The 19,495-nt window shown below is 71.5% G+C and carries 19 protein-coding genes; 9 read left to right on the top strand and 10 right to left on the bottom strand.

The features are described from left to right. Window positions 1-86: 86 nt before the first annotated feature. The 5 genes from ACTMS9_RS05130 to ACTMS9_RS05110 all read left to right on the top strand — a co-directional run bounded on the left by ACTMS9_RS05130 (window position 87) and on the right by ACTMS9_RS05110 (window position 5,231). Complete coding sequence (locus ACTMS9_RS05130) at window positions 87-1,523, top strand: gamma-aminobutyraldehyde dehydrogenase (protein ID WP_441147057.1); 1,437 nt, start codon at window positions 87-89, stop codon at window positions 1,521-1,523. A gap of 3 nt (window positions 1,524-1,526) precedes the next feature. Continuing rightward, window positions 1,527-2,798, top strand: coding sequence for a 4-aminobutyrate--2-oxoglutarate transaminase (gabT, locus tag ACTMS9_RS05125; protein ID WP_346536410.1), 1,272 nt, complete (start codon window positions 1,527-1,529; stop codon window positions 2,796-2,798). Window positions 2,799-2,926: 128 nt separating this feature from the next. After that, on the top strand, window positions 2,927-3,343 hold the full coding sequence (locus ACTMS9_RS05120) for a GntR family transcriptional regulator (RefSeq protein WP_441147061.1): 417 nt from the start codon (window positions 2,927-2,929) through the stop codon (window positions 3,341-3,343). An 11-nt stretch (window positions 3,344-3,354) separates the two neighbouring features. Next, window positions 3,355-4,245 carry an ABC transporter ATP-binding protein gene (locus ACTMS9_RS05115; RefSeq protein WP_441164235.1) on the top strand — a complete coding sequence of 297 codons (891 nt, stop codon included), beginning with the start codon at window positions 3,355-3,357 and terminating at the stop codon, window positions 4,243-4,245. After that, window positions 4,242-5,231 carry a transporter gene (locus ACTMS9_RS05110; protein WP_441164234.1) on the top strand — a complete coding sequence of 330 codons (990 nt, stop codon included), beginning with the start codon at window positions 4,242-4,244 and terminating at the stop codon, window positions 5,229-5,231. The genes ACTMS9_RS05115 and ACTMS9_RS05110 overlap by 4 nt, the downstream gene beginning before the upstream one ends. Before the next feature lie 104 nt (window positions 5,232-5,335). Here ACTMS9_RS05110 and ACTMS9_RS05105 read toward each other — a convergent pair whose 3' ends face one another. Together ACTMS9_RS05105 and ACTMS9_RS05100 are read right to left on the bottom strand one after the other, a co-directional pair. After that, a complete protein-coding gene (locus tag ACTMS9_RS05105; protein WP_441164233.1) occupies window positions 5,336-6,016 on the bottom strand; it encodes a hypothetical protein in 681 nt (226 codons plus the stop codon). A 158-nt stretch (window positions 6,017-6,174) separates the two neighbouring features. Continuing rightward, a complete protein-coding gene (locus tag ACTMS9_RS05100) occupies window positions 6,175-6,414 on the bottom strand; it encodes a hypothetical protein (RefSeq protein WP_441147069.1) in 240 nt (79 codons plus the stop codon). Window positions 6,415-6,532: 118 nt separating this feature from the next. Here ACTMS9_RS05100 and ACTMS9_RS05095 point away from each other — a divergent pair, with 118 nt between their 5' ends. The 3 genes from ACTMS9_RS05095 to ACTMS9_RS05085 are packed head-to-tail and all read left to right on the top strand — an operon-like array spanning window position 6,533 to window position 9,755. Continuing rightward, on the top strand, window positions 6,533-7,819 hold the full coding sequence (locus ACTMS9_RS05095) for a GAF domain-containing protein (RefSeq protein ID WP_441164232.1): 1,287 nt from the start codon (window positions 6,533-6,535) through the stop codon (window positions 7,817-7,819). 38 nt (window positions 7,820-7,857) lie between these two features. Beyond that, on the top strand, window positions 7,858-9,363 hold the full coding sequence (gene adh / locus ACTMS9_RS05090; RefSeq protein ID WP_441147073.1) for an aldehyde dehydrogenase: 1,506 nt from the start codon (window positions 7,858-7,860) through the stop codon (window positions 9,361-9,363). Beyond that, a complete protein-coding gene (locus ACTMS9_RS05085) occupies window positions 9,363-9,755 on the top strand; it encodes a DUF779 domain-containing protein (RefSeq protein WP_441164231.1) in 393 nt (130 codons plus the stop codon). The genes adh and ACTMS9_RS05085 overlap by 1 nt, the downstream gene beginning before the upstream one ends. Window positions 9,756-9,847: 92 nt before the next feature. Here ACTMS9_RS05085 and ACTMS9_RS05080 read toward each other — a convergent pair whose 3' ends face one another. The 8 genes from ACTMS9_RS05080 to ACTMS9_RS05045 form a co-directional block, all read right to left on the bottom strand. Then, the gene (locus tag ACTMS9_RS05080; protein WP_441147077.1) at window positions 9,848-10,711 is read right to left on the bottom strand and encodes a DUF559 domain-containing protein; all 864 of its coding nucleotides are present in this window, start codon (window positions 10,709-10,711) and stop codon (window positions 9,848-9,850) included. A 218-nt stretch (window positions 10,712-10,929) separates the two neighbouring features. Next, complete coding sequence (gene speB, locus ACTMS9_RS05075; RefSeq protein WP_357610647.1) at window positions 10,930-11,943, bottom strand: agmatinase; 1,014 nt, start codon at window positions 11,941-11,943, stop codon at window positions 10,930-10,932. Further along, window positions 11,940-13,142, bottom strand: a complete 1,203-nt coding sequence (locus tag ACTMS9_RS05070; RefSeq protein ID WP_441147079.1) for a saccharopine dehydrogenase family protein — start codon at window positions 13,140-13,142, stop codon at window positions 11,940-11,942. Before ACTMS9_RS05070 ends, speB begins: the two co-directional genes overlap by 4 nt. Beyond that, on the bottom strand, window positions 13,142-14,563 hold the full coding sequence (locus tag ACTMS9_RS05065; protein ID WP_441164230.1) for an NAD(P)/FAD-dependent oxidoreductase: 1,422 nt from the start codon (window positions 14,561-14,563) through the stop codon (window positions 13,142-13,144). The genes ACTMS9_RS05070 and ACTMS9_RS05065 overlap by 1 nt, the downstream gene beginning before the upstream one ends. Continuing rightward, complete coding sequence (locus ACTMS9_RS05060; protein WP_441164229.1) at window positions 14,560-15,402, bottom strand: ABC transporter permease; 843 nt, start codon at window positions 15,400-15,402, stop codon at window positions 14,560-14,562. The genes ACTMS9_RS05065 and ACTMS9_RS05060 overlap by 4 nt, the downstream gene beginning before the upstream one ends. A 58-nt stretch (window positions 15,403-15,460) precedes the next feature. Further along, window positions 15,461-16,375, bottom strand: coding sequence for an ABC transporter permease (locus ACTMS9_RS05055; protein WP_441147085.1), 915 nt, complete (start codon window positions 16,373-16,375; stop codon window positions 15,461-15,463). Next, entirely contained in the window at window positions 16,372-17,523 is a 1,152-nt protein-coding gene (locus ACTMS9_RS05050; RefSeq protein ID WP_441147087.1) for an ABC transporter ATP-binding protein, read from the bottom strand. Before ACTMS9_RS05050 ends, ACTMS9_RS05055 begins: the two co-directional genes overlap by 4 nt. A 5-nt stretch (window positions 17,524-17,528) precedes the next feature. After that, a complete protein-coding gene (locus ACTMS9_RS05045) occupies window positions 17,529-18,713 on the bottom strand; it encodes a polyamine ABC transporter substrate-binding protein (RefSeq protein WP_441164228.1) in 1,185 nt (394 codons plus the stop codon). Window positions 18,714-18,922: 209 nt separating this feature from the next. Here ACTMS9_RS05045 and ACTMS9_RS05040 point away from each other — a divergent pair, with 209 nt between their 5' ends. Continuing rightward, window positions 18,923-19,435 carry an Lrp/AsnC family transcriptional regulator gene (locus ACTMS9_RS05040; RefSeq protein ID WP_441147091.1) on the top strand — a complete coding sequence of 171 codons (513 nt, stop codon included), beginning with the start codon at window positions 18,923-18,925 and terminating at the stop codon, window positions 19,433-19,435. Window positions 19,436-19,495: the final 60 nt, after the last annotated feature.

The following is a 19,495-nucleotide window of genomic DNA, read 5'->3' as shown; positions in this document are numbered from 1 at the left end:
CTGCCGCGAATTCAGTAGCGAAGATGGCAACGAGATTCCGATTACCTCCGCGACAGACTCCCGGCCACCCCTGGAGAGACATCCTCATGAGCGACCAGCAGCAGCTGCGCAACTTCGTCAACGGCCAGTACGTCGAACCGGCGGACGGCGGCTACGCCGACCTGATCGACCCGTGCACCGGTGAGGTCTTCGCCCAGGCCCCCGTCTCCGGCGCGGCGGACGTGGACGCGGCGATGAAGGCCGCCGCCACCGCCTTCGAGACCTGGCGGGACACCACCCCCGGCGAGCGGCAGAAGGCGATGCTCAAGCTCGCCGACGCCGTCGAGGCCCGCGCCGCCGAGCTGGTCGACGCCGAGGTGCGCAACACCGGCAAGCCGCGCCAGCTCACCACCGACGAGGAGCTGCCGCCAGCGGTGGACCAGTTCCGCTTCTTCGCCGGCGCCGCCCGCCTGCTCGAAGGCCGCTCGGCCGGCGAGTACATGGCCGGGCACACCTCGTACGTGCGGCGTGAGCCGATCGGCGTCTGCGCCCAGGTGACGCCCTGGAACTACCCGCTGATGATGGCGGTCTGGAAGATCGCCCCGGCGCTCGCCGCCGGCAACACGGTGGTGCTCAAGCCCTCCGACACCACGCCGGTGTCGACGCTGCTGCTGGCCGAGATCGCCGCGGAGTTCTTCCCGCCGGGCGTGTTCAACGTGGTCTGCGGCGACCGGGACACCGGTCGTACCCTCGTCTCGCACCCGACCCCGCAGCTGGTGTCGATCACCGGCTCGACCCGCGCGGGCATGGAGGTCGCCTCCGCCGCCGCGCCGGACCTCAAGCGGACCCACCTGGAGCTGGGCGGCAAGGCCCCGGTGGTGCTCTTCGACGACGCGGACGTCGCGGCGGCGGCCGAGGCGATCGCGGTCGGCGGTTACTTCAACGCCGGCCAGGACTGCACCGCCGCCACCCGGGTGCTCGCCGGCCCCCGCGTGTACGACGACTTCGTCGCGGCGCTGGCCGAGCAGGCCCGCAACACGAAGACCGGCGCGCCGGACGACGAGGACGTGCTCTACGGCCCGCTGAACAACGCCAACCAGCTGGCCCGGGTCAGCGGCTTCGTCGACCGGCTGCCGGACCACGCCAGCGTGGAGACCGGCGGCTCCCGGCTCGGCGAGCGCGGCTACTTCTACGCCCCGACGGTCGTCTCCGGGGTACGGCAGGCTGACGAGATCATCCAGGACGAGGTGTTCGGCCCGGTCATCACCGTGCAGCGCTTCTCGGACGAGGACGAGGCGGTGCGCTGGGCCAACGGCGTCGACTACGGCCTGTCCGCCTCGGTCTGGACCAAGGACCACGGCCGGGCGATGCGGATGACCCGCCGGCTCGACTTCGGCTGCGTCTGGGTGAACACCCACATCCCGTTCGTCTCCGAGATGCCACACGGCGGCTTCAAGCACTCCGGGCACGGCAAGGACCTCTCGGTCTACAGCCTGGAGGACTACACCCGGATCAAGCACGTCATGCACAACATCGAGGGCTGACCGATGACGTCGTCCGAGGAACTGCACAAGCGGCGCGGCGCGGCGGTGGCCCGGGGCGTCGGTAGCACCATCTCGTCCTACGTGGACCACGCCGGCGGCGGCACCATCACCGACGTCGAGGGCCGGCAGTGGATCGACTTCGCGGCGGGCATCGCGGTCGCCAACGTGGGCAACTCCGCGCCCCGCGTGGTCGAGGCGGTGAAGGCGCAGGTCGAACGCTTCACCCACACCTGCTTCATGGTCGCCCCGTACGAGTCGTACGTGGCGGTCTGCGAGCAGCTCAACGCGATCACCCCGGGGGACTTCGAGAAGCGCTCGGCGCTGTTCAACTCCGGCGCCGAGGCGGTGGAGAACGCCGTGAAGATCGCCCGGCACGCGACCGGGCGGCCGGCGGTGGTGGTCTTCGACCACGCGTACCACGGTCGGACCAACCTGACCATGGCGCTGACCGCGAAGAACATGCCGTACAAGCACCGGTTCGGGCCGTTCGCCGGGGAGATCTACCGGGTGCCGATGTCGTACCCGCTGCGCGACGGGGGCCTCTCCGGCGCCGAGGCGGCGGCCCGGGCCATCGAGCTGGTGGAGAAGCAGGTCGGCGCGGAGAACGTCGCCGCGCTGCTGATCGAGCCGATTCAGGGCGAGGGCGGTTTCGTCGTACCCGCGGCGGGGTTCCTGCCGGCGCTGCGCGAGTGGGCGACGGCGGCCGGGGTGGTCTTCGTCGCCGACGAGATCCAGACCGGGTTCTGCCGGACGGGGCAGTGGTTCGCCTGCGAGCACGAGGAGGTCGTGCCGGATCTGATCACCCTGGCCAAGGGCATCGCCGGCGGGCTGCCGTTGGCGGCGGTGACCGGCCGGGCGGAGCTGATGGACGCGGTGCACGTGGGTGGCCTCGGCGGCACCTACGGCGGCAACCCGATCGCCTGCGCGGCGGCGCTGGCCAGCATCGAGACCATGCGGGAGCTGGACCTGACCTGCGCGGCGCAGCGGATCGAGACGGTGCTGGCCGCGCGGCTGCGCACCATCGCCGAGCGTGACCCGCGCATCGCCGAGGTACGCGGCCGGGGCGCGATGCTCGCCGTGGAGCTGGTGCAGCCGGGCACCCTGGTCCCGGACCCGGCCGCCACGGCGGCGATCTCGGCGGCCTGCCACGCCGCCGGCCTGCTCACCCTGACCTGCGGCACGTACGGCAACGTGCTGCGCTTCCTGCCGCCGCTGGTCATCTCCGACGACGAGCTGGCCCGGGGTCTGGACATCCTGGACGCCGCCTTCGGCTGAGCCCCCGTCTGGCAGAGAGCGCCACGGGTGTCGACGACACCCGTGGCGCTTTTTTGTGTCACGGGTCCACCGGACGCCCAATCCTGTCCTATAGTCCTACTGTCGTAGGACAATGGAAGGGCGACTGGGTGATCGAGTTCGTGCTGGACGGCAGGTCCAAGGTGAACACGTACGTGCAGCTGGTCCAGCAGGTCAAACAGTCCCTGCGGGTGGGCCTGCTGACGCCCGGTGACCAGCTGCCGAAGGTCCGCGACGTCGCCCAGTCCCTGGCCATCAACCCGAACACGGTGTTGAAGGCGTACCGGGAGCTGGAGATCGAGGGGCTGGTCGAGGGTCGCCCGGGGGTGGGCACCTTCGTCCGGCGCACGCTCGCCGGCACGTCCCTGCCCAACCAGGCCGAGCTGCGCGAGGAGTTGGTGGCGTGGCTGCACCGCGCCCACGCGGCCGGACTGACCCCCGAGGACGTCACCGCCCTCGTCGAGACCACCATGCGGGCCGCCCTCACCGCTGACACCGAAGGCACGAAGACCGCCCCGGCACGATGAGAGGACACCAGATGGAGATCGCCCTGGAGGCCCAGGGGCTGGGCAAACGCTACGGGAAGACCTGGGCGCTGCGGGACTGCTCGCTGCACCTGCCGGCCGGGCGGATCGCCGCCCTCGTCGGGCCCAACGGCGCCGGCAAGAGCACCCTGCTGCACCTGGCGGTGGGTCTGCTCCGACCCGACGCCGGCGCCGTACGGATCTTCGGCGCGTCGCCGTACGACAACCCGGAGCTGCTGCCCGAGATCGGGTTCGTCGCCCAGGACACCCCGCTCTACCGCGACTTCACCGCCGCCGAGCTGGTCGACCTCGGCGGCCGGTTGAACCGGCGCTGGGACGCCGCGCTGGCCCGCAACCGGCTGGCCCAGCTCGGCATCCCGCCCAACCTGCGGGTCGGCAAGCTCTCCGGCGGGCAACGCGCGCAGGTCGCACTGGCCCTCGCCCTGGCGAAGCGGCCCCGGCTGCTGCTGCTCGACGAGCCGGTCGCCAGCCTCGACCCGCTGGCCCGACGCGAGTTCCTCCAGTCGCTGATGGGCAGCGTCGCCGAGTCGGAGACCACCGTGCTGCTCTCCTCCCACCTGCTGGCCGACCTCGAACGGATCTGTGACTACCTGGTGGTGCTGAACGCCGCCCAGGTGCAGCTCGCCGGCTCGGTCGACGACCTGGTGGCCGCGCACCGGCAACTGGTCGGCCCACGGCACGACGACGGCCCGATCGGCGGCGTCGCCGAGGTGGTCCGGGCCAGTCACACCGACCGGCAGTCCACGCTGCTGGTCCGCACCGACGGTCCGGTCACCGATCCCGCCTGGACGGTACGCGAGGTCGGCCTGGAGGACGTCGTCCTGGCCTACCTCGCCGACGGCGTCTCGCAGACCAGTCACAGCGAGTGGGGGGTGCCGGCATGATCTGGCTGACCTGGCGGCAACACCGCAAGCAGGCGTTCTTCACCCTGCTGGGGTTCGCGGCGCTCGCCGCCCTGATGGTGCCGATCGGCCTGTCGATGCGGCACACCTTCGCCGACCTCGAGCTGGCGGACTGCGTACGCCAGCTCGCCGACACCGACGTGGCGGCGGCGACCCGGGACACCTGCGACGCGGGCTTCCGCCGCTTCACCAACCGGTACGGCAGCCTGAACCTGGTGGCCGTGCTGCTGCTCACCCTGCCCGTGCTGGTCGGCCTGTTCTGGGGCGCCCCGCTGGTCGCCCGCGAGGTGGAGCACGGCACGCACCGGTTCGTCTGGACCCAGGGCGTCGGCCGGACCCGCTGGGCGCTGGTGAAGTTCGGGCTGGTCGGCGCGGCCGTGGTGGTCCTCGCGGTCTGCTACGGGCTGGGCATGTCGTGGTGGGTCGAACCGCTCACCCAGGCCGCGCACGAGGGCCGGCTCGGCGTGATCGTGTTCGACCTGCAGGGCATCGTCCCGATCGGATACACCCTCTTCGCCGTGGCGCTGGGCATCTTCGCCGGCACCGTGTGGAAACGGATGCTGCCCGCCATGGGCATCACGCTGGCCGGGTTCATCGGCGTACGGGCGGCGGTCGCGGTCCTGGCCCGCCCGCACTACCAGCCCGCCCGCACCCTCACCTTCCCGATCGAGGGGGTCACGGAGGCCGCCATGCGCCGCGGCGACTGGATCCTCAGCGAGGGCATCCGCAACCCCGACGGGACGATGATGGCGGAGGACACCCGAATCATGTGCCCGCCCGGCGCCGCGGAGGCGAAGGGCCGGGCCTGCGGTGAGGAGCTGGGCCTCCAGCCAGGCGCGTACAACTGGCAGCTCTACCAGCCGGCGGACCGGTTCTGGCTGTTCCAGGGCATCGAGACCGGCATCTTCGTCGCCCTCGCCGCGCTCCTGCTCTACCTCGCGGTACGCCGCCTCCGCCGCATCGCCTGACCGCCGCCCGGGCTCCCGGTGGAACACCATGGGTGTCACACCCTCCGCGTGACACCCATGGTGTTCCACTCATCCGGCCCGCTTCGCACCAGCGGGCCGGCGGGTCAACGGAGCAGTTCGACGGTGTTGCGGCGGACCAGGTTCTTGCCGGGCTCCCGGATCGCGTCCATCGCGGCGGCGTTGAGCAGCACGCAACTGCCCGACGGGCCGGTCACCGTCACCGTCACCACCTTGCTGTTGTCCAGGTTGGTCACCCGCAGCCGGGTACCGACCGGGAACTGGCCGCTGGTCGCGGCGGGCGCCCCGCCCTCGGCCGAGAAGGTGATCGCACCGGCGCAGACACTCGCCGCGGGCGCGCCACCCGGCTGCGCCGGGGGCTGGGCGCTACCCGGCCGGGTCTGACCGCCGGGCTGGGCCGCTCCCCCGGGCTGCGCGGCGGCCCCGTCCAGGCGCTCCACCAGGTTGCGCCGGATCACGTTCTTGCCCGGTTCCCGGACCAGCTCCATCGCGGCGGCGTTGAGCAGGACACAACTTCCGGACGGGCCGGTGACCGTCACGGTCACCGCCTTGTTGTTGTCCAGGTTGGTCACCCGCAGCCGGGTGCCCACCGGGAACTGCCCGCTGGTCGCGGCGGGTGCTCCGCCCTCGGCCGAGAACGTCACCGAGCCCTGGCAGGCGCTCTGCCCGGCGGGGGTGGTGTCGGCGAAGCCGAACCCGGTCCCGACCGCCACCACCGCCGCGGCGACCACCGCCACCCCTGCCGCCAACACGTGCTTGCGCTGCACCTTGTGTCTCCCGTCGTCCGGTGATCTACGTACGCCGCCTGGTACGGCGTGGGAGCGCTGCGCGGTTCAGCGGTTCTGGCAGGAGAGTTTCCGGAAGGCCGATTCGGTGACGCGGTGACACCGGCGCCGACACCGACGGTCACGAAGCCGGCGGAAGGTCAGATGTCGTTGTGCCAGCCGCGGTGGATCTCGCCGGCCGGACGCGGCTCGCCCTTGGCGACCACCCGCCAGAACCGGTCCGGCTCGGCGTGGTCGCGCAGCGACAGCTCCACGCCGACGCGTACCCGGCGGTCGTCGCGTACCCAGGCCACCAGGTGGCGGTCGTCGCTGACCAGCTGGAGCTGCACCAGCATCCGTTCCCTCGTCCCGACCATCACGACCGCCCCTTCTCCACTCACGACGCCGCGACCTGGCGGCGACGACCGAGGCACCAGGATGACCGGCGTCGATCGGCGCGGCAACCGGTATTGGCGATCAGGGGTGGGCTGCGTCACGATGGGCGCGAGGAGGTCGCCGATGGCCGACCCATGGCTCGCCCTGGAATTCGGTGCCGATCCGGCCGAGCGGATCGCGCAGGTCGGTGCCGCCCACGAAGCGTTCCTCACCGCCGGTGACCTGCCATCCCGGGTCCGCGACGTGGTGGCCGAGTCCTGGCGGCGGTCGGCCGGCGCACTGCTCGACCCGGAGGCCACCGCCCCGGTCGACCTCACCGACGACGCGCTGGAGAGCTACCGCGCTGGCCATCCCCTCGCCCGGGTGCTGCCGCTCTTCCGCGACCTGCTCGGCGGCATCGCCGACGACGGCGCGCACCTGATGGCGGTCTGCGACGCGGGCGGGCGGCTGCTCTGGGTGGAGGGGCATCCGGGGGTGCTCCGGCACGCCGAACGGATGAACTTCGTCCCCGGCGCCCGTTGGGACGAGGCGCACGCGGGCACCAACGCCCCCGGCACCGCCCTCGCCGTCGACCACAGCGTGCAGATCTTCGCCACCGAGCACTTCGTCCGCCCGGTGCAGCGCTGGACCTGCGCCGCGGCACCCATCCACGACCCCACCGGCCGGCTGCTCGGCGCCATCGACATCACCGGTGGCGACCACCTCGCCACCCCACAGAGCCTCGCCCTGGTCCGGGCCACCGCGCGGGCCGCCGAGGCGTTCCTGGCCAGCGCCGCCCCGGCCGACCCCGACGTCATCTCGGTGGCCGCCCTCGGCCGCGACGAGGCCGAGCTGCGCGTCGGCGGGCGGCGCGTCCGGCTCGGCCGCCGGCACAGCGAACTGCTGGTGCTGCTGCTCGACCACCCCGAAGGGCGCACCGGCGAACAGCTCGGCCTCGACCTCTACGGCGACGACCGGCTGCACCCGGTCACCCTGCGCGCCGAGCTGTCCCGGCTGCGCCGCGCGCTCGGCCCCGAACTGCTCGACTCCCGCCCGTACCGGCTGCGCGGCACCGTGCGCGCCGACTTCCGTACCGTCGGCGAGCTGCTGGAACGCGGCGACGCGGCGGGCGCGCTCCGGGCGTACCCGGGGTCGCTGCTGCCCGCCTCGGACGCGCCGGGGGTGGCCCGGCTGCGCCGGCTGGTCGACGGGCAGCTGCGCGCGGCCGTGCTGGCCGCCGGCGACCCGGCGCTGCTCGCGGCCTGGACCGCGACGCCCGCCGGCGCCGACGACCTCACCGCCTGGCAGGCCCTGGCGCGGGCGTTGCCGCCGGGCGCGCCGCGCCGGCCGCTCGCCCTGGCCCGCATCGGCCAGCTCTCCGCCGAGTACGACCTGGAGCGCGCAACGTCGCTGCAACGTCGCGGAAACTAGCGTCCCGCCATCACCCCTGACGGACGGCGGAGGTACCCATGACGCGCTACGACGCCCCCACCCACTGGCAGTCCCGCTACGACCACTTCATCGGCGGCGAGTACGTCAAGCCGCACGGCGGGCAGTACTTCGAGAACCCCACCCCGGTCACCGGTCAGACCTTCTGTGAGGTGGCCCGGGGCACCGCCGAGGACGTCGAGAAGGCGCTCGACGCCGCGCACGGCGCCGCCGACGCCTGGGGACGCACGTCGGTCGCCGAACGGTCGCTGATCCTCAACAGGATCGCCGACCGGATGCAGGAGAACCTGGAATCCCTCGCCATCGCCGAGACCTGGGAGAACGGCAAGCCGGTACGGGAGACGCTGGCCGCCGACATCCCGCTGGCGATCGACCACTTCCGGTACTTCGCCGGGGCGATCCGGGCCCAGGAGGGCACCCTCGGCGAGATCGACGACGACACCGTGGCGTACCACTTCCACGAGCCGCTCGGCGTGGTCGGGCAGATCATCCCGTGGAACTTCCCGATCCTGATGGCGACCTGGAAGCTCGCGCCGGCCCTCGCGGCCGGGAACGCGGTGGTGCTCAAGCCGGCCGAGCAGACCCCGGCGTCGATCCACTACTGGCTCTCGCTGGTCGCCGACCTGCTCCCGCCCGGCGTGCTGAACATCGTCAACGGCTTCGGCGTCGAGGCGGGCAAGCCGCTGGCGTCCTCGCCCCGGGTGGCGAAGGTGGCGTTCACCGGCGAGACCACCACCGGGCGGCTGATCATGCAGTACGCCAGCGAGAACATCAAACCCGTCACCCTGGAGCTGGGCGGCAAGAGCCCGAACATCTTCTTCGACGACGTGAGCGCCGCCCACGACGACTTCCACGACAAGGCGCTCGAAGGCTTCACCATGTTCGCCCTCAACCAGGGCGAGGTCTGCACCTGCCCGTCCCGGGCGCTGATCCAGCAGGGCCACTACTCGGACTTCCTGGCCGCGGCGGTGGAGCGGACCGGCCGGATCGTGCAGGGCCACCCGCTGGACACCGACACGATGGTCGGCGCGCAGGCGTCCAACGACCAGCTGGAGAAGATCCTGTCCTACCTGGACATCGGCCGCCAGGAGGGGGCGAAGGTGCTCACCGGCGGAGCCCGGGCGGAGCTGGGCGGCGAGTTGTCGGGCGGGTACTACGTTGAACCAACCATCTTCGAGGGCGACAACTCGATGCGGATCTTCCAGGAGGAGATCTTCGGCCCGGTGGTCTCGGTGACCTCCTTCGCCGACCTGGACGACGCCGTGAAGATCGCCAACGACACCCTGTACGGGCTGGGCGCGGGCGTCTGGACCCGGGACATGAACACCGCGTACCGGGCCGGGCGGTCGATCCAGGCCGGGCGGGTCTGGACGAACTGCTACCACGCGTACCCGGCGCACGCCGCGTTCGGCGGGTACAAGCAGTCCGGCATCGGGCGGGAGAACCACAAGATGATGCTGGAGCACTACCAGCAGACCAAGAACCTGCTGGTCAGCTACTCCACCAAGAAGCTCGGCTTCTTCTGATGGCTGCCCGTGGAGACGCTGTGGTGCCCGGTCCCCCGGGCGCCACGGCGCCGCCCGTTACCGTCACTCCCGCGGCGGCCGAGCTGATCCGGTCGCTGCGAGAGCGGCACGGGCCCCTGATGTTCCACCAGTCCGGCGGCTGCTGCGACGGCAGCGCCCCGATGTGCTACCCGGCCGGCGAGTTCCGTACCGGATCGTCGGACGTCCTGCTGGCGTCGCTCGCCGTCGACGGGGTGCCCGAGCCGGTCGAGTTCTGGATGTCGACGTCCCAGTGGGAGCTGTGGAAACACACCCGGTTGACGGTCGACGTGGTGCCCGGCCGGGGCAGCGGGTTCTCCCTGGAGGCGCCGGACGGCGTCCGCTTCCTCATCCGCTCCCGGCTCGCCGCCTGACACAGCAGCCGCGATCTTGCACTTTGCGCCCCGGCATCCCGGACATAAAAGACAGCCTGTGGGCACAAAGTGCAAGATCGCGCAGAGGAGGATCACGAGAGGGCGGCGCGGATGGTGGCGACTATGTGGGCGGGGCGGCGGTAGAGGTCGCGGTCGGTGAAGTAGCGCATGCGCCAGCCGTTGGCGTCGAGCCAATTGAGGCGGTCGCGGTCGTACCGCATCCGGTCGCGGTCCAGGTGGGACAGTCCGTCGTATTCGATGCCCACGCGGCGCTGGCGGTAGCCCAGATCCAGTCGGTACCGAGGGATGCCGTCCCGGTCCAACACCCACAGCTGAGGTTCGGGCGCCGGCAGCCGGCTGTCGATCAGCACCAATCGTAGTTGGCTCTCCTGCCGACACTCCGGCCGACCGTCGGCGAGCGGCACCAACTCCCGGGCCTGGCGGACACCGCGCAGGGCCCGATGAGCCGTAACCTCGGCCAACAGCTCGTCCCGGGTCACCGTTCCGGAGCGAACGGCAGCGTCTAGCACCGGCAGGGCGTCCATCCGGCGGACGGTGCGCGCGAGGTCCACGGCACATCGGACCGGCGGGACGCACGGCAGATCACCGACGAGAACGGGCTCGACCGGAAGTACCGAGTGGTGCACGACCAGCCCCGGGAGTCGCGGTTTGGGCACCGCGGCGGGAAGCTGGACGTGAACCTGATCTTCTCGCAGCACTCCGAACCCGTGCCGCCGCGCCGCGGTCTGCCGCGCCAGCATGGCCTCCTCGGGCAGGCACAGCATGAGCGCCCGCAGCTCGTCCTCGTCATCGCACGGCTGGTCGGCGTAGACGCCTCGCCGCACCCGGCGCAGTTCCTCCCTGCCGACCCGCGTCCGAAGCCGCTTGACGGTGATCTGACGAGTCAACGACTCCACGCGCCACAGTTGAACCCCCATGCGGGCAGAATCCCCCAACCCCACCCCTCCCCGCCCACCCCAAACCCCACCCTGTGGACAACCAACCCCCCTGTGGAAAACCCCTCCCCTCCTCTCCCGCCCTCGCCCCGCCCCCACCCCTCCCGCGATCTTGCACTTATGGCCCTCGATGTGCGCCTTATGACCGAAAAGTCAGGGCAGAAAGTGCAAGATCGCGGGAGGGGTGGGGGCGGGGCGGGGCGGGGCGGGGGCGCGGGTCAGCGGCCGTCCAGCAGGGGCTGTCGCGGATCCCACGGCGGCCCGCCGGCCGCGTCCCGGCGCCGCCGGGCGATGGCCGACAACGCCTCCAGGACCACCCGGTTGCCCAGGTACGCGGTGATGTCGGCGTGGTCGTACGGCGGGGCGACCTCGACCACGTCCACCCCGACCACGGGCAGTTCGTAGCAGACCCGGCGGACCGCGTCGAGCAACTGCCGGGAGGTCAGGCCGCCCGGCTCCGGCGTGCCGGTGCCCGGTGCCATGCCCGGGTCGACCACGTCCACGTCGACGGAGAGGAAGACCCCCTCGCACTCGTCGGTCGCGATCGTGAAGGCCTCCGACAGGCAGGTGTCGAGGCCGCGCGACACCAGCTCGGTCATCTCGTAGGAGCGCATCCGCTGGGCGGCCATCCACGCCAGGGTGGGCGGGTCGGGCCAGTAGCCGCGCAGGCCGATCTGGAGGAACCGGTCGCCGCGTACCGCGCCGGACTCGATGAGCCGGCGCATCGGCTGGCCGTGCCCGTGCAATGAGCCGAACTCGATGTGTCCGGTGTCCGCGTGCGCGTCGAAGTGCACCAGCGACACCCGGCCGAGCCCGTGCTGCCGGGCGACCCCGGTGGCGTCGGGCAGGGCGATGGAGTGGTCCCCACCGAGGACGATCGGGATCGCGCCGGCGGCGGCGACGGCGTACACGGCGGCCTCCAGCGACGCCAGCGACCGCTCGATGTCGCCGGAGAACATCTCCACGTCACCGGCGTCGTAGACCCGCAGGTCGCGCAGCCCGTCGACGCGCATCGCCAGGGACGGGCGGGAGCCGTCGTGCGGCAGGTAGCAGGCCTGTCGGATGGCGGACGGGCCGAAGCGGGTGCCGGGCCGGTGCGAGGTACCGCCGTCGAAGGGCGCACCGACGATGACGACGTCGGCGTCCGCGTACGACGCGGGGTCGTCCAGGGTGCAGCGGTCCACCCCGAGGAAGGTGACGTCGGGGCCGTACATCGGGCCGTAGCGGTTCATCGCTCCTGGATCCCCCACGGCGAGCCGTACCCGGTGAGCAGGTCGAGGAAGGGGCGGGGCGGCAGCGCCTCGGGGCCGATCACCCCGGTCCCCGACCACGCGCCGGTGGCGAGCAGTTCCAGGGCCACCACCGGGTTCACCGCGGTCTGCCAGACGACGGCCTGGTGGCCGTACTCCCGCATGGACCACTCGTTGTCGACCACGTGGTAGAGGTAGACCTCACGCGGCTGCCCGTCCTTGCCGGTGCCGGTGACCCAGGTGCCGGCGCAGGTCTTGCCGCGCATCCGGTCGCCCAGGGTGGCCGGGTCGGGCAGGCTGGCGGCCACCACGTCCCGGGGCGACACCTCGACGCCCCGGACGGAGACCGGAGCGGTCGAGTCGAGGCCGACCTTGTGCAGGGCCTTCAGCACCTCGATGAACTCGTCGCCCAGGCCGTACTTGAAGGTGACCCGCTTCGCCTTCACCCAGCGCGGGATGAGCAGCACCTCCTCGTGCTCGACGTTGACGCACTCGACCGGGCCGATCCCCTCCGGGAAGTCGAAGACCTCCGGCTCGCTGAACGGCTCGGTGGTGTACCAGCCCCGGCCGGCCTCCCAGATCACCGGCGGGTTCAGGCACTCCTCGATGGTGGTCCAGATGGAGAACGACGGCGCGAAGTCGTAGCCGTCGACGGTGAGGTTGGCGCCGTCGCGGACGCCGATCTCGTCGATCTCGTCGAACAGCTCGTCGGCGGCGTACCGGGCGAAGACGTCCGACAGGCCCGGCTCGATGCCGATGCCGCAGAGCGCCAGCCGGCCGCCCGCCGCCCACCGGTCGGTGACGGCGAACTGGTCGTCGCCGAGCTTCACCCCGGTCTCGGCGTAGGGGCGGGACGGGTGCGGGTGGGACAGCGACATGGCCATGTCGAGGTAGTCGGCCCCGGCGGCGAAGGCGCCGTCGAAGATCGGCATGACGAAGCGCGGGTCGACCGCGTTGAGCACGTGGGTGATCCGGTGCTCCCGGCAGAGCGCGGCGACCGCGTCGGCGGCGGAGGCGTCCACCTTGGCGGCGACGAACTGGTCACCGTGCCCGGCCACGGCACGCTCGGCGCGGCCGAGGTCGTAGTCGGCGACGACCATGGTCTCGAAGAAGGAACGGCGGGCGGCGATGGCGACAGCGGCGGAGCCGACGCCACCGGCGCCGACGAGCAGGATGCGCATCAGGAATCAAACCCCAAACCAAGGCGATCGAGAGTACGGAGCCAGACGTTGCGCCGGCCCTCGCGCGCGTCGGCGCGGGCGAGCGACCAGCGGGTGAGGTTGATGCCGGCGGCCCGGACGGGCTCCGGCGGGAACGGCAGCGGCGTGCTGCGGACCAGGTCGAGCCGGGTCAGCGGGGTTTCCTCGCCGCTGAGCAGGTCGAGCATCACCCGCGCGCCGAACCGGGTGGCGCCGACGCCGAGCCCGGTGTAGCCGGCCGCGTACGCCAGCCGGCCGTCGTAGGCGGTGCCGAAGAACGGGCAGAACCGGGTGCAGGTGTCGATCACCCCGCCCCAGCGGTGGCTGAAGCGCAAGTCCTCCAGCTGGGGGAACGTGGTGAAGAAGTGGTCGGCGAGGGCGGTGAAGGTGGCCGGTCGCTGCTCGAGTTCGGGGGCTATGCGGTTGCCGTAGTGGTAGACCGCGTCGTAGCCGCCGAAGAGGATCCGCTGATCGCCGGTGATCCGGTAGTAGTGGAACTGGTTGCCGGTGTCCGCCAGCCCCTGCCGGTTACGCCAGCCGATCGCGTCCCGCTGCGCCGGGGTCAGCGGCTCGGTCATCAGGGCGTAGTCGTAGACCGGCACGAGCCAGGCGCGCAGCCGGCGCAGCAGCGGCGGGAAGGCGTTGGTGGCGAGCACCACCTGCCGGGCCCGTACCGCCCCCGGCGCCGCGTCCGGCCCGCCGGCGGTCGCCGCCCGCAGCGCGGCGCCGTCGCGGCGCAGGCCGGTCACCCGGGTGTGCTCGTGGATCCGCACCCCCTCGTCGAGGCAGGCCCGGCGCAGGCCCCAGGCCAGCTTCGCCGGGTCCAGCATGGCCACCCGGTCGCGGTCCCACAGCCCACCGAGGTACGTCGGCGAGTCCACCTCGGCGCGCACCTCGTCGCGGTCGAGCAGCCGCACGTCGTGGCCGTACCGGCGGGCCAGCTCGGTCTCCTCGGCCAGCCCGGCGAGCTGGTACGGCTCGACCGCCACCGCCAGCTCGCCGGTGCGCTCGAACTCGCAGTCGATCCCGTACGCCTCGACGGTCGCCGCGATCGCGGCCAGGTTCTCCCGGCCGAGCCGCTCCAGCTCGTCGATCTCGCCGGGAAAGCGGTCCACGCCGTTGGCCAGCCCGTGGGTCAGCGAGGCGGCGCAGAACCCGCCGTTGCGCCCGGACGCCGCCCAGCCGCAGGTGCCCGCCTCGACCAGCAGCACGTCCCGCACGGGATCGTCGCGCTTGGCGAGCAGCGCCGACCACAGGCCGCTGTAGCCGCCGCCGACGACCAGCAGGTCGGCGGTGTGCGTACCGTGCAGCGGCGGCAGCGGGTCGGGGCGTTCCGGGCGGTCGAGCCAGTAGGGCACGGGCGCCGCCTCGGCGAGCGCCCGGCCGGTATGCGGGAGGATCATGACGGGCTCTTCGCCCGCCGGCCGGCCGCCGGGGCGGCCGCGAGGTCGGCGCGCCGGGCCCGGCGTCCGCGCAGCGAGCTGGCCCCGACCAGCAGCAGCGCGATCACGAACATCGCCGTGCCGATCACGTTGACCTGCGGCGGAATGCCCCGCTGGGCGGCGCCCCAGACGTACATCGGGAAGGTGACCGTGGTGCCGGCGTTGAAGTTCGTGATGATGAAGTCGTCGAAGCTGAGCGAGAAGGCGAGCAGCGCGGCGGCCACGATGCCGGGCAGCACCAGCGGCAGGGTGATCCGCCGGAACGTCTGCCACTCGCTGGCGTAGAGGTCCATCGCGGCCTCCTCCAGCCGCCGGTCCATCCCGGCCAGCCGCGCCTTGACCGTCACCACCACGAACGACACGCAGAACATGACGTGCGCGATGACGATGGTCCAGAAGCCCTGCGGCACGCCGGCGGAGACGAAGAGGGCGAGCAGCGAGGTACCCATCACCAGCTCCGGGGTGGCCATCGGCAGGAAGATCAGCAGGTTGATCCCGGTACGGCCGCGGAACCGGTGCCGGACCAGGGCGAACGCCATCAGGGTGCCGATCACGGTGGCGACGACGGTGGCGATGAAGCCGATCTGCACGCTGCGGACCACCGCGTCGCACATCTCGGAGGTGGCGCAGGGCTGCCGCCAGTTGTCCAGGGTGAACTCGTGGAAGTCGTACGACAGCCGGCTGGACGGGCGGTTGAAGGAGAGGCCGGCCACCACCAGGATCGGCAGGGAGAGGTAGCCGAGCACCAGCAGGGCCACGGCCATCACCCAGCGGTCGGCCAGCCATCGGGACAGCCTCATCAGAGCCCACCTTCATTCGCGACTGCGGGGCTCCGCTCCGCTGCACTCCTCGCGCTCATCAGACCACCTCATCGGTGCCGGCGCGGCGCAGGTAGACGAAGACCACCGCGAGGATCGCCGCCATCAGCAGGAACGACAGCGCCGCGCCCTGCGGGTAGTCCAGTCGGACCAGGAACGCCGAGTCGATGACGTTGCCGATCATGTATTCGTTCGGGGTGCCGAGCAGTTCCGCGTTGATGTAGTCACCGGTGGCCGGGATGAAGAAGAGCAGCGTGCCGGCGATCAGGCCGGGCATGGACAGCGGCAGGGTGACCCGGCGGAACGCCTGCACCGGGCTGGCGTACAGGTCGCTCGCCGCCTCCAGCAGCCGGTAGTCCAGCCGCTCCAGGCTCGCGTACAGCGGCAGCACCAGGAACGGCAGGAAGTTGTAGGTCAGGCCGAGGATCACCGCGACCGGGGTGGCGAGCAGCCGGCCGTCGGGCGCGAGCAGGTGCAGGTCGCGCAGCAGGCCGACCAGCGCGCCGTTGTCCGACAGGATGGTCTTCCAGGCCAGGGTGCGCACCAGGAAACTGGTGAACATCGGGGCGACCACGCAGACCAGCAGCAGGTTCTTCCACCGGCCGGCCTTCTGCGCGATCGCGTAGGCCAGCGGGTAGCCCATCAGCAGGGCCAGCACCAGCGCGATCCCGGCGTAGCCGAAGGAGCGGGCGAACTGCGGCCAGTACGCCTGCAACGCGTCCGGGTAGTTGCCGAACGCCCAGGTCAGCGCGTACCCGGTGGAGAGCGAGCCGCTGGGGTCGTAGAGGCTGGCCGCGGCCAGTTGCAGCAGCGGCAGGCCGAAGAAGACGAACAGCCAGGCCGCGCCGGGCAGCAACAGCAGGTACGGCAGCAGCCGGTGCCGGCCCCGCCGGGGCGGTGGCGGCGCGGCGGCCACCTGCCCCGACGGGGTCGGTACGTGGGACAGCGCGGTCATGAGGCCGCACCCACCGGCTCGTCGAGCAGCGGGGTGGTGCGGTCGTCCTGGCCCGGCTCACGGGGCAGCAGGAAGGCGTGCCGGGGGTGCCAGTGCGCCACCACCCGGGTGCCGACCGGCAACTGGCCGCCCGCACCGCTGTTCGCCGCGAACGCGGAGAGCTCGCTCCCCCAGCCGGTGCGGACCAGGTACTGGGTGCTGACCCCCACGTAGGAGGCGTCGGTGACCACACCCTCGATGTGCTGATGCCCGTCGGGCACCTGGTCGGCGGAGCCGACCAGGTGCAGCTTCTCCGGGCGTACCCCCAGGTAGACCGCGCCCCGGTCGGCGCGGGCGCGATCGGCGGGCACCGAGAAACGGGCGCCGTGGGCGGTGACCGGCACCGCGGTGCCGGCGGTGCCCGCGGCCTCGGCGGCCAGCAGGTTGGACTGGCCGAGGAAGTTCGCCACGAACGCGGTGGCCGGGAACTCGTAGATGTCGGCCGGGGCGCCGAGCTGCTCGATCCGGCCGGCGTTCATCACCGCGACCGTGTCGGCCATGGTCATGGCCTCCTCCTGGTCGTGGGTGACGTGCACGAAGGTGATCCCGACCTCGGTCTGGATCCGCTTCAGCTCGATCTGCATCTGCCGCCGCAGCTTCAGGTCGAGCGCGCCCAGCGGCTCGTCGAGCAGCAGCACCTGCGGGCGGTTGATCAGCGCGCGGGCCAGGGCGACCCGCTGCTGCTGCCCACCGGAGAGCTGCGCGGGGCGCCGGCTGCCGTAGTCGTCGAGCTGCACCAGCGACAGCATCCGCATGACCTCGTCGTCGACCGAGCGGATGCCGCGCCGGCGCAGCCCGAACGCCACATTCTCGAAGATGTTCAGGTGCGGGAAGAGCGCGTAGCTCTGGAACACGGTGTTCACCGGCCGCTTGTACGGCCGCAACCGGGCGATGTCCCGGTCACCGAGCAGCACCTGCCCGCTGGTCGGTTCCTCCAGTCCGGCGATCATCCGCAGCGTGGTGGTCTTGCCGCAGCCGGACGCCCCGAGCAGGGCGAAGAACGAGCCCTGCGGGATGGTCAGGCTGAGGTCGTCCACCGCGGTGAAGACGCCGAACCGCTTGGTGAGGTTGGCCAGCCTCAGGTCGCCGGCCGGTGACTCGTGTCCCATCGTCCTCACGCCCCGATGACCTGCTGGAACTTCGTTTCGTACTCCTTCTCCTGCTTCTCGTCCAAGGCCATGAAGACCTTGGACTTCGACAGGAGGGCCTCGTCCGGGAAGATCAGCGGGTTGGCCGCCAGCTCCGGGTCGATCTTCTCCATCTCGGCCTGCGCGCCCTTGACCGGGCAGATGTAGTTGACGTACGCGGCGAGCTGCGCTGCGACCGCCGGCTCGTAGTAGTAGTTGATCAGCGCTTCGGCGTTCGCCTTGTGGGTGGCCTTGTTCGGCACCATCATGTTGTCGCTGAACAGCATCACGCCCGACTCGGGCGAGACGAACTTGATCTTCTCGTCCTCGCCGGTGAGCTGGATGACGTCACCGGACCAGCCGATGCAGGCGGCGATGTCGCCCTTGGCGAGGTCCGGGGCGTAGTCGTTGCCGGTGAACTTGCGGATCTGCCCGGAGTCGACGGCCTTCTTGAGCTTGTTGAGCGCGTCGTCGAACTGGGCCCCGGTGAAGTTGGCCGGGTCGTGCCCGTTGGACTGCAGCAGCAGACCCATGGTGTCCCGCATCTCGGACAGGGCGGTCACCTTGCCCTTCAGGTCGGGGCGGGTCAGCAGCTCGTCGACGGTGCGAAGCTCCTTGGTGACGTTGCCGTTGTAGGCCAGGCCGGCCAGGCCGGACTGCCACGGGATGGCGATCCGGTTGTCCGGGTCGAAGGACCGGTTGATCAGCGACGGCAGCAGGTTGGCCGCCACGTTCGGGATCTTCGCCGGGTCGAGCTTCTGGATCCAGCCCAGCCGGATCATCCGGGCGGCCATCCAGTCGGTGAGGACGATGATGTCCCGGTCGGTGCTCTGGCAGCTGGCCAGTTGGTTCTGCACCTTGCCGAAGAACTCGTTGTTGTCGTTGATGTCCTCGGTGTAGGTGACCTGGATGCCGGTCTTCTGGACGAACGCGTCGAGGCTGGGCCGCTTCGACTCGTCCTTCTCGTCCACGTCCATGTACTGCGGCCAGTTGGCGAAGGCCAGCTTCTTCTCGGTCGCGGAGAGGTCCTCGCTCTTGCAGCCCTCCTCGGTCTGGGTCGCGGCCTTGGTGCCGCAGCCGGCGAGCGCGCCGCCCGCGGCGAGCAGGGCGGCCGAGGAGAGGGTGCCGGTGAGCAGTCCACGCCGGGTAAAGGGCTTCAGGGGAGTTCGCATGTGACGACTCCTAGGGGGTCGTCCGTCGGCGGCGGGGACGGGGGTGACGCGCCGGCGGGAGGGGTCAGGTGCCTGGGACGACTGATCCTGACATGAGGTGACCGACCCCACAAGGGATTCCGTTGCGGGAATAGCAATGGACGACGAAATACGCCACACTGCCCGATGGCACTAGGCTCACCCGGGCGAACGGACATGGGGAGTGGTCGATGACGAACCGGCAGCAGGACAACGGCAACGGCGGGCGGCGGGTGGCTGTCCGCGAGGGCGCCAGCCACGCCCTGCTCGACGACGTGGCGAAGCAGATCATCGAGCAGCTCCAGGAGGACGGCCGCCGGCCGTACGCGACCATCGGCAAGGCCGTCGGGCTCTCCGAGGCGGCGGTGCGGCAGCGGGTGCAGCGGCTGCTCGACGCCGGGGTGATGCAGATCGTCGCCGTCACCGACCCGCTCCAGCTCGGGTTCCCCCGCCAGGCCATGATCGGCCTGCGTACCGACGGCGACCTGGAGGCGGTGGCCGACCGGCTCGCCGAGTTCGAGGAGATCGACTACGTGGTGATCACCGCCGGCTCGTTCGACCTGCTGGCCGAGGTGGTCTGCCGCAACGACGCCCACCTGCTGGAGATCCTGCAGAAGCTGCGCGCCGTCCCCGGGGTGCTGGCGACCGAGGCGTTCGTCTACCTCAAGCTGCGCAAGCAGACCTACAGCTGGGGTACGGCCTGATCAACGCCGCTTTTTGGTCCACCCCGTTTGCGGCGTGTCGCGGTATCCCACCGCCCGGAT

Origin of the sequence: Micromonospora sp. L31 (assembly GCF_052068075.1) — a bacterium.
Lineage (GTDB): Bacteria > Actinomycetota > Actinomycetes > Mycobacteriales > Micromonosporaceae > Micromonospora > Micromonospora purpureochromogenes.
The sequence above is the reverse complement of the archived record's forward strand: the minus strand, read 5'-3'. Positions and strand labels throughout refer to the sequence as shown.

Coding starts and splice junctions, on each gene's coding strand:
- ACTMS9_RS05130 (WP_441147057.1), top strand. CDS start 87: ATGAGCGACCAGCAGCAGCTGCGCAACTTCGTCAACGGCCAGTACGTC.
- gabT (WP_346536410.1), top strand. CDS start 1,527: ATGACGTCGTCCGAGGAACTGCACAAGCGGCGCGGCGCGGCGGTGGCC.
- ACTMS9_RS05115 (WP_441164235.1), top strand. CDS start 3,355: ATGGAGATCGCCCTGGAGGCCCAGGGGCTGGGCAAACGCTACGGGAAG.
- ACTMS9_RS05110 (WP_441164234.1), top strand. CDS start 4,242: ATGATCTGGCTGACCTGGCGGCAACACCGCAAGCAGGCGTTCTTCACC.
- ACTMS9_RS05095 (WP_441164232.1), top strand. CDS start 6,533: ATGGCCGACCCATGGCTCGCCCTGGAATTCGGTGCCGATCCGGCCGAG.
- adh (WP_441147073.1), top strand. CDS start 7,858: ATGACGCGCTACGACGCCCCCACCCACTGGCAGTCCCGCTACGACCAC.
- ACTMS9_RS05085 (WP_441164231.1), top strand. CDS start 9,363: ATGGCTGCCCGTGGAGACGCTGTGGTGCCCGGTCCCCCGGGCGCCACG.
- speB (WP_357610647.1), bottom strand. CDS start 11,943: ATGAACCGCTACGGCCCGATGTACGGCCCCGACGTCACCTTCCTCGGG.
- ACTMS9_RS05070 (WP_441147079.1), bottom strand. CDS start 13,142: ATGCGCATCCTGCTCGTCGGCGCCGGTGGCGTCGGCTCCGCCGCTGTC.
- ACTMS9_RS05065 (WP_441164230.1), bottom strand. CDS start 14,563: ATGATCCTCCCGCATACCGGCCGGGCGCTCGCCGAGGCGGCGCCCGTG.
- ACTMS9_RS05060 (WP_441164229.1), bottom strand. CDS start 15,402: ATGAGGCTGTCCCGATGGCTGGCCGACCGCTGGGTGATGGCCGTGGCC.
- ACTMS9_RS05055 (WP_441147085.1), bottom strand. CDS start 16,375: ATGACCGCGCTGTCCCACGTACCGACCCCGTCGGGGCAGGTGGCCGCC.
- ACTMS9_RS05050 (WP_441147087.1), bottom strand. CDS start 17,523: ATGGGACACGAGTCACCGGCCGGCGACCTGAGGCTGGCCAACCTCACC.
- ACTMS9_RS05045 (WP_441164228.1), bottom strand. CDS start 18,713: ATGCGAACTCCCCTGAAGCCCTTTACCCGGCGTGGACTGCTCACCGGC.
- ACTMS9_RS05040 (WP_441147091.1), top strand. CDS start 18,923: ATGACGAACCGGCAGCAGGACAACGGCAACGGCGGGCGGCGGGTGGCT.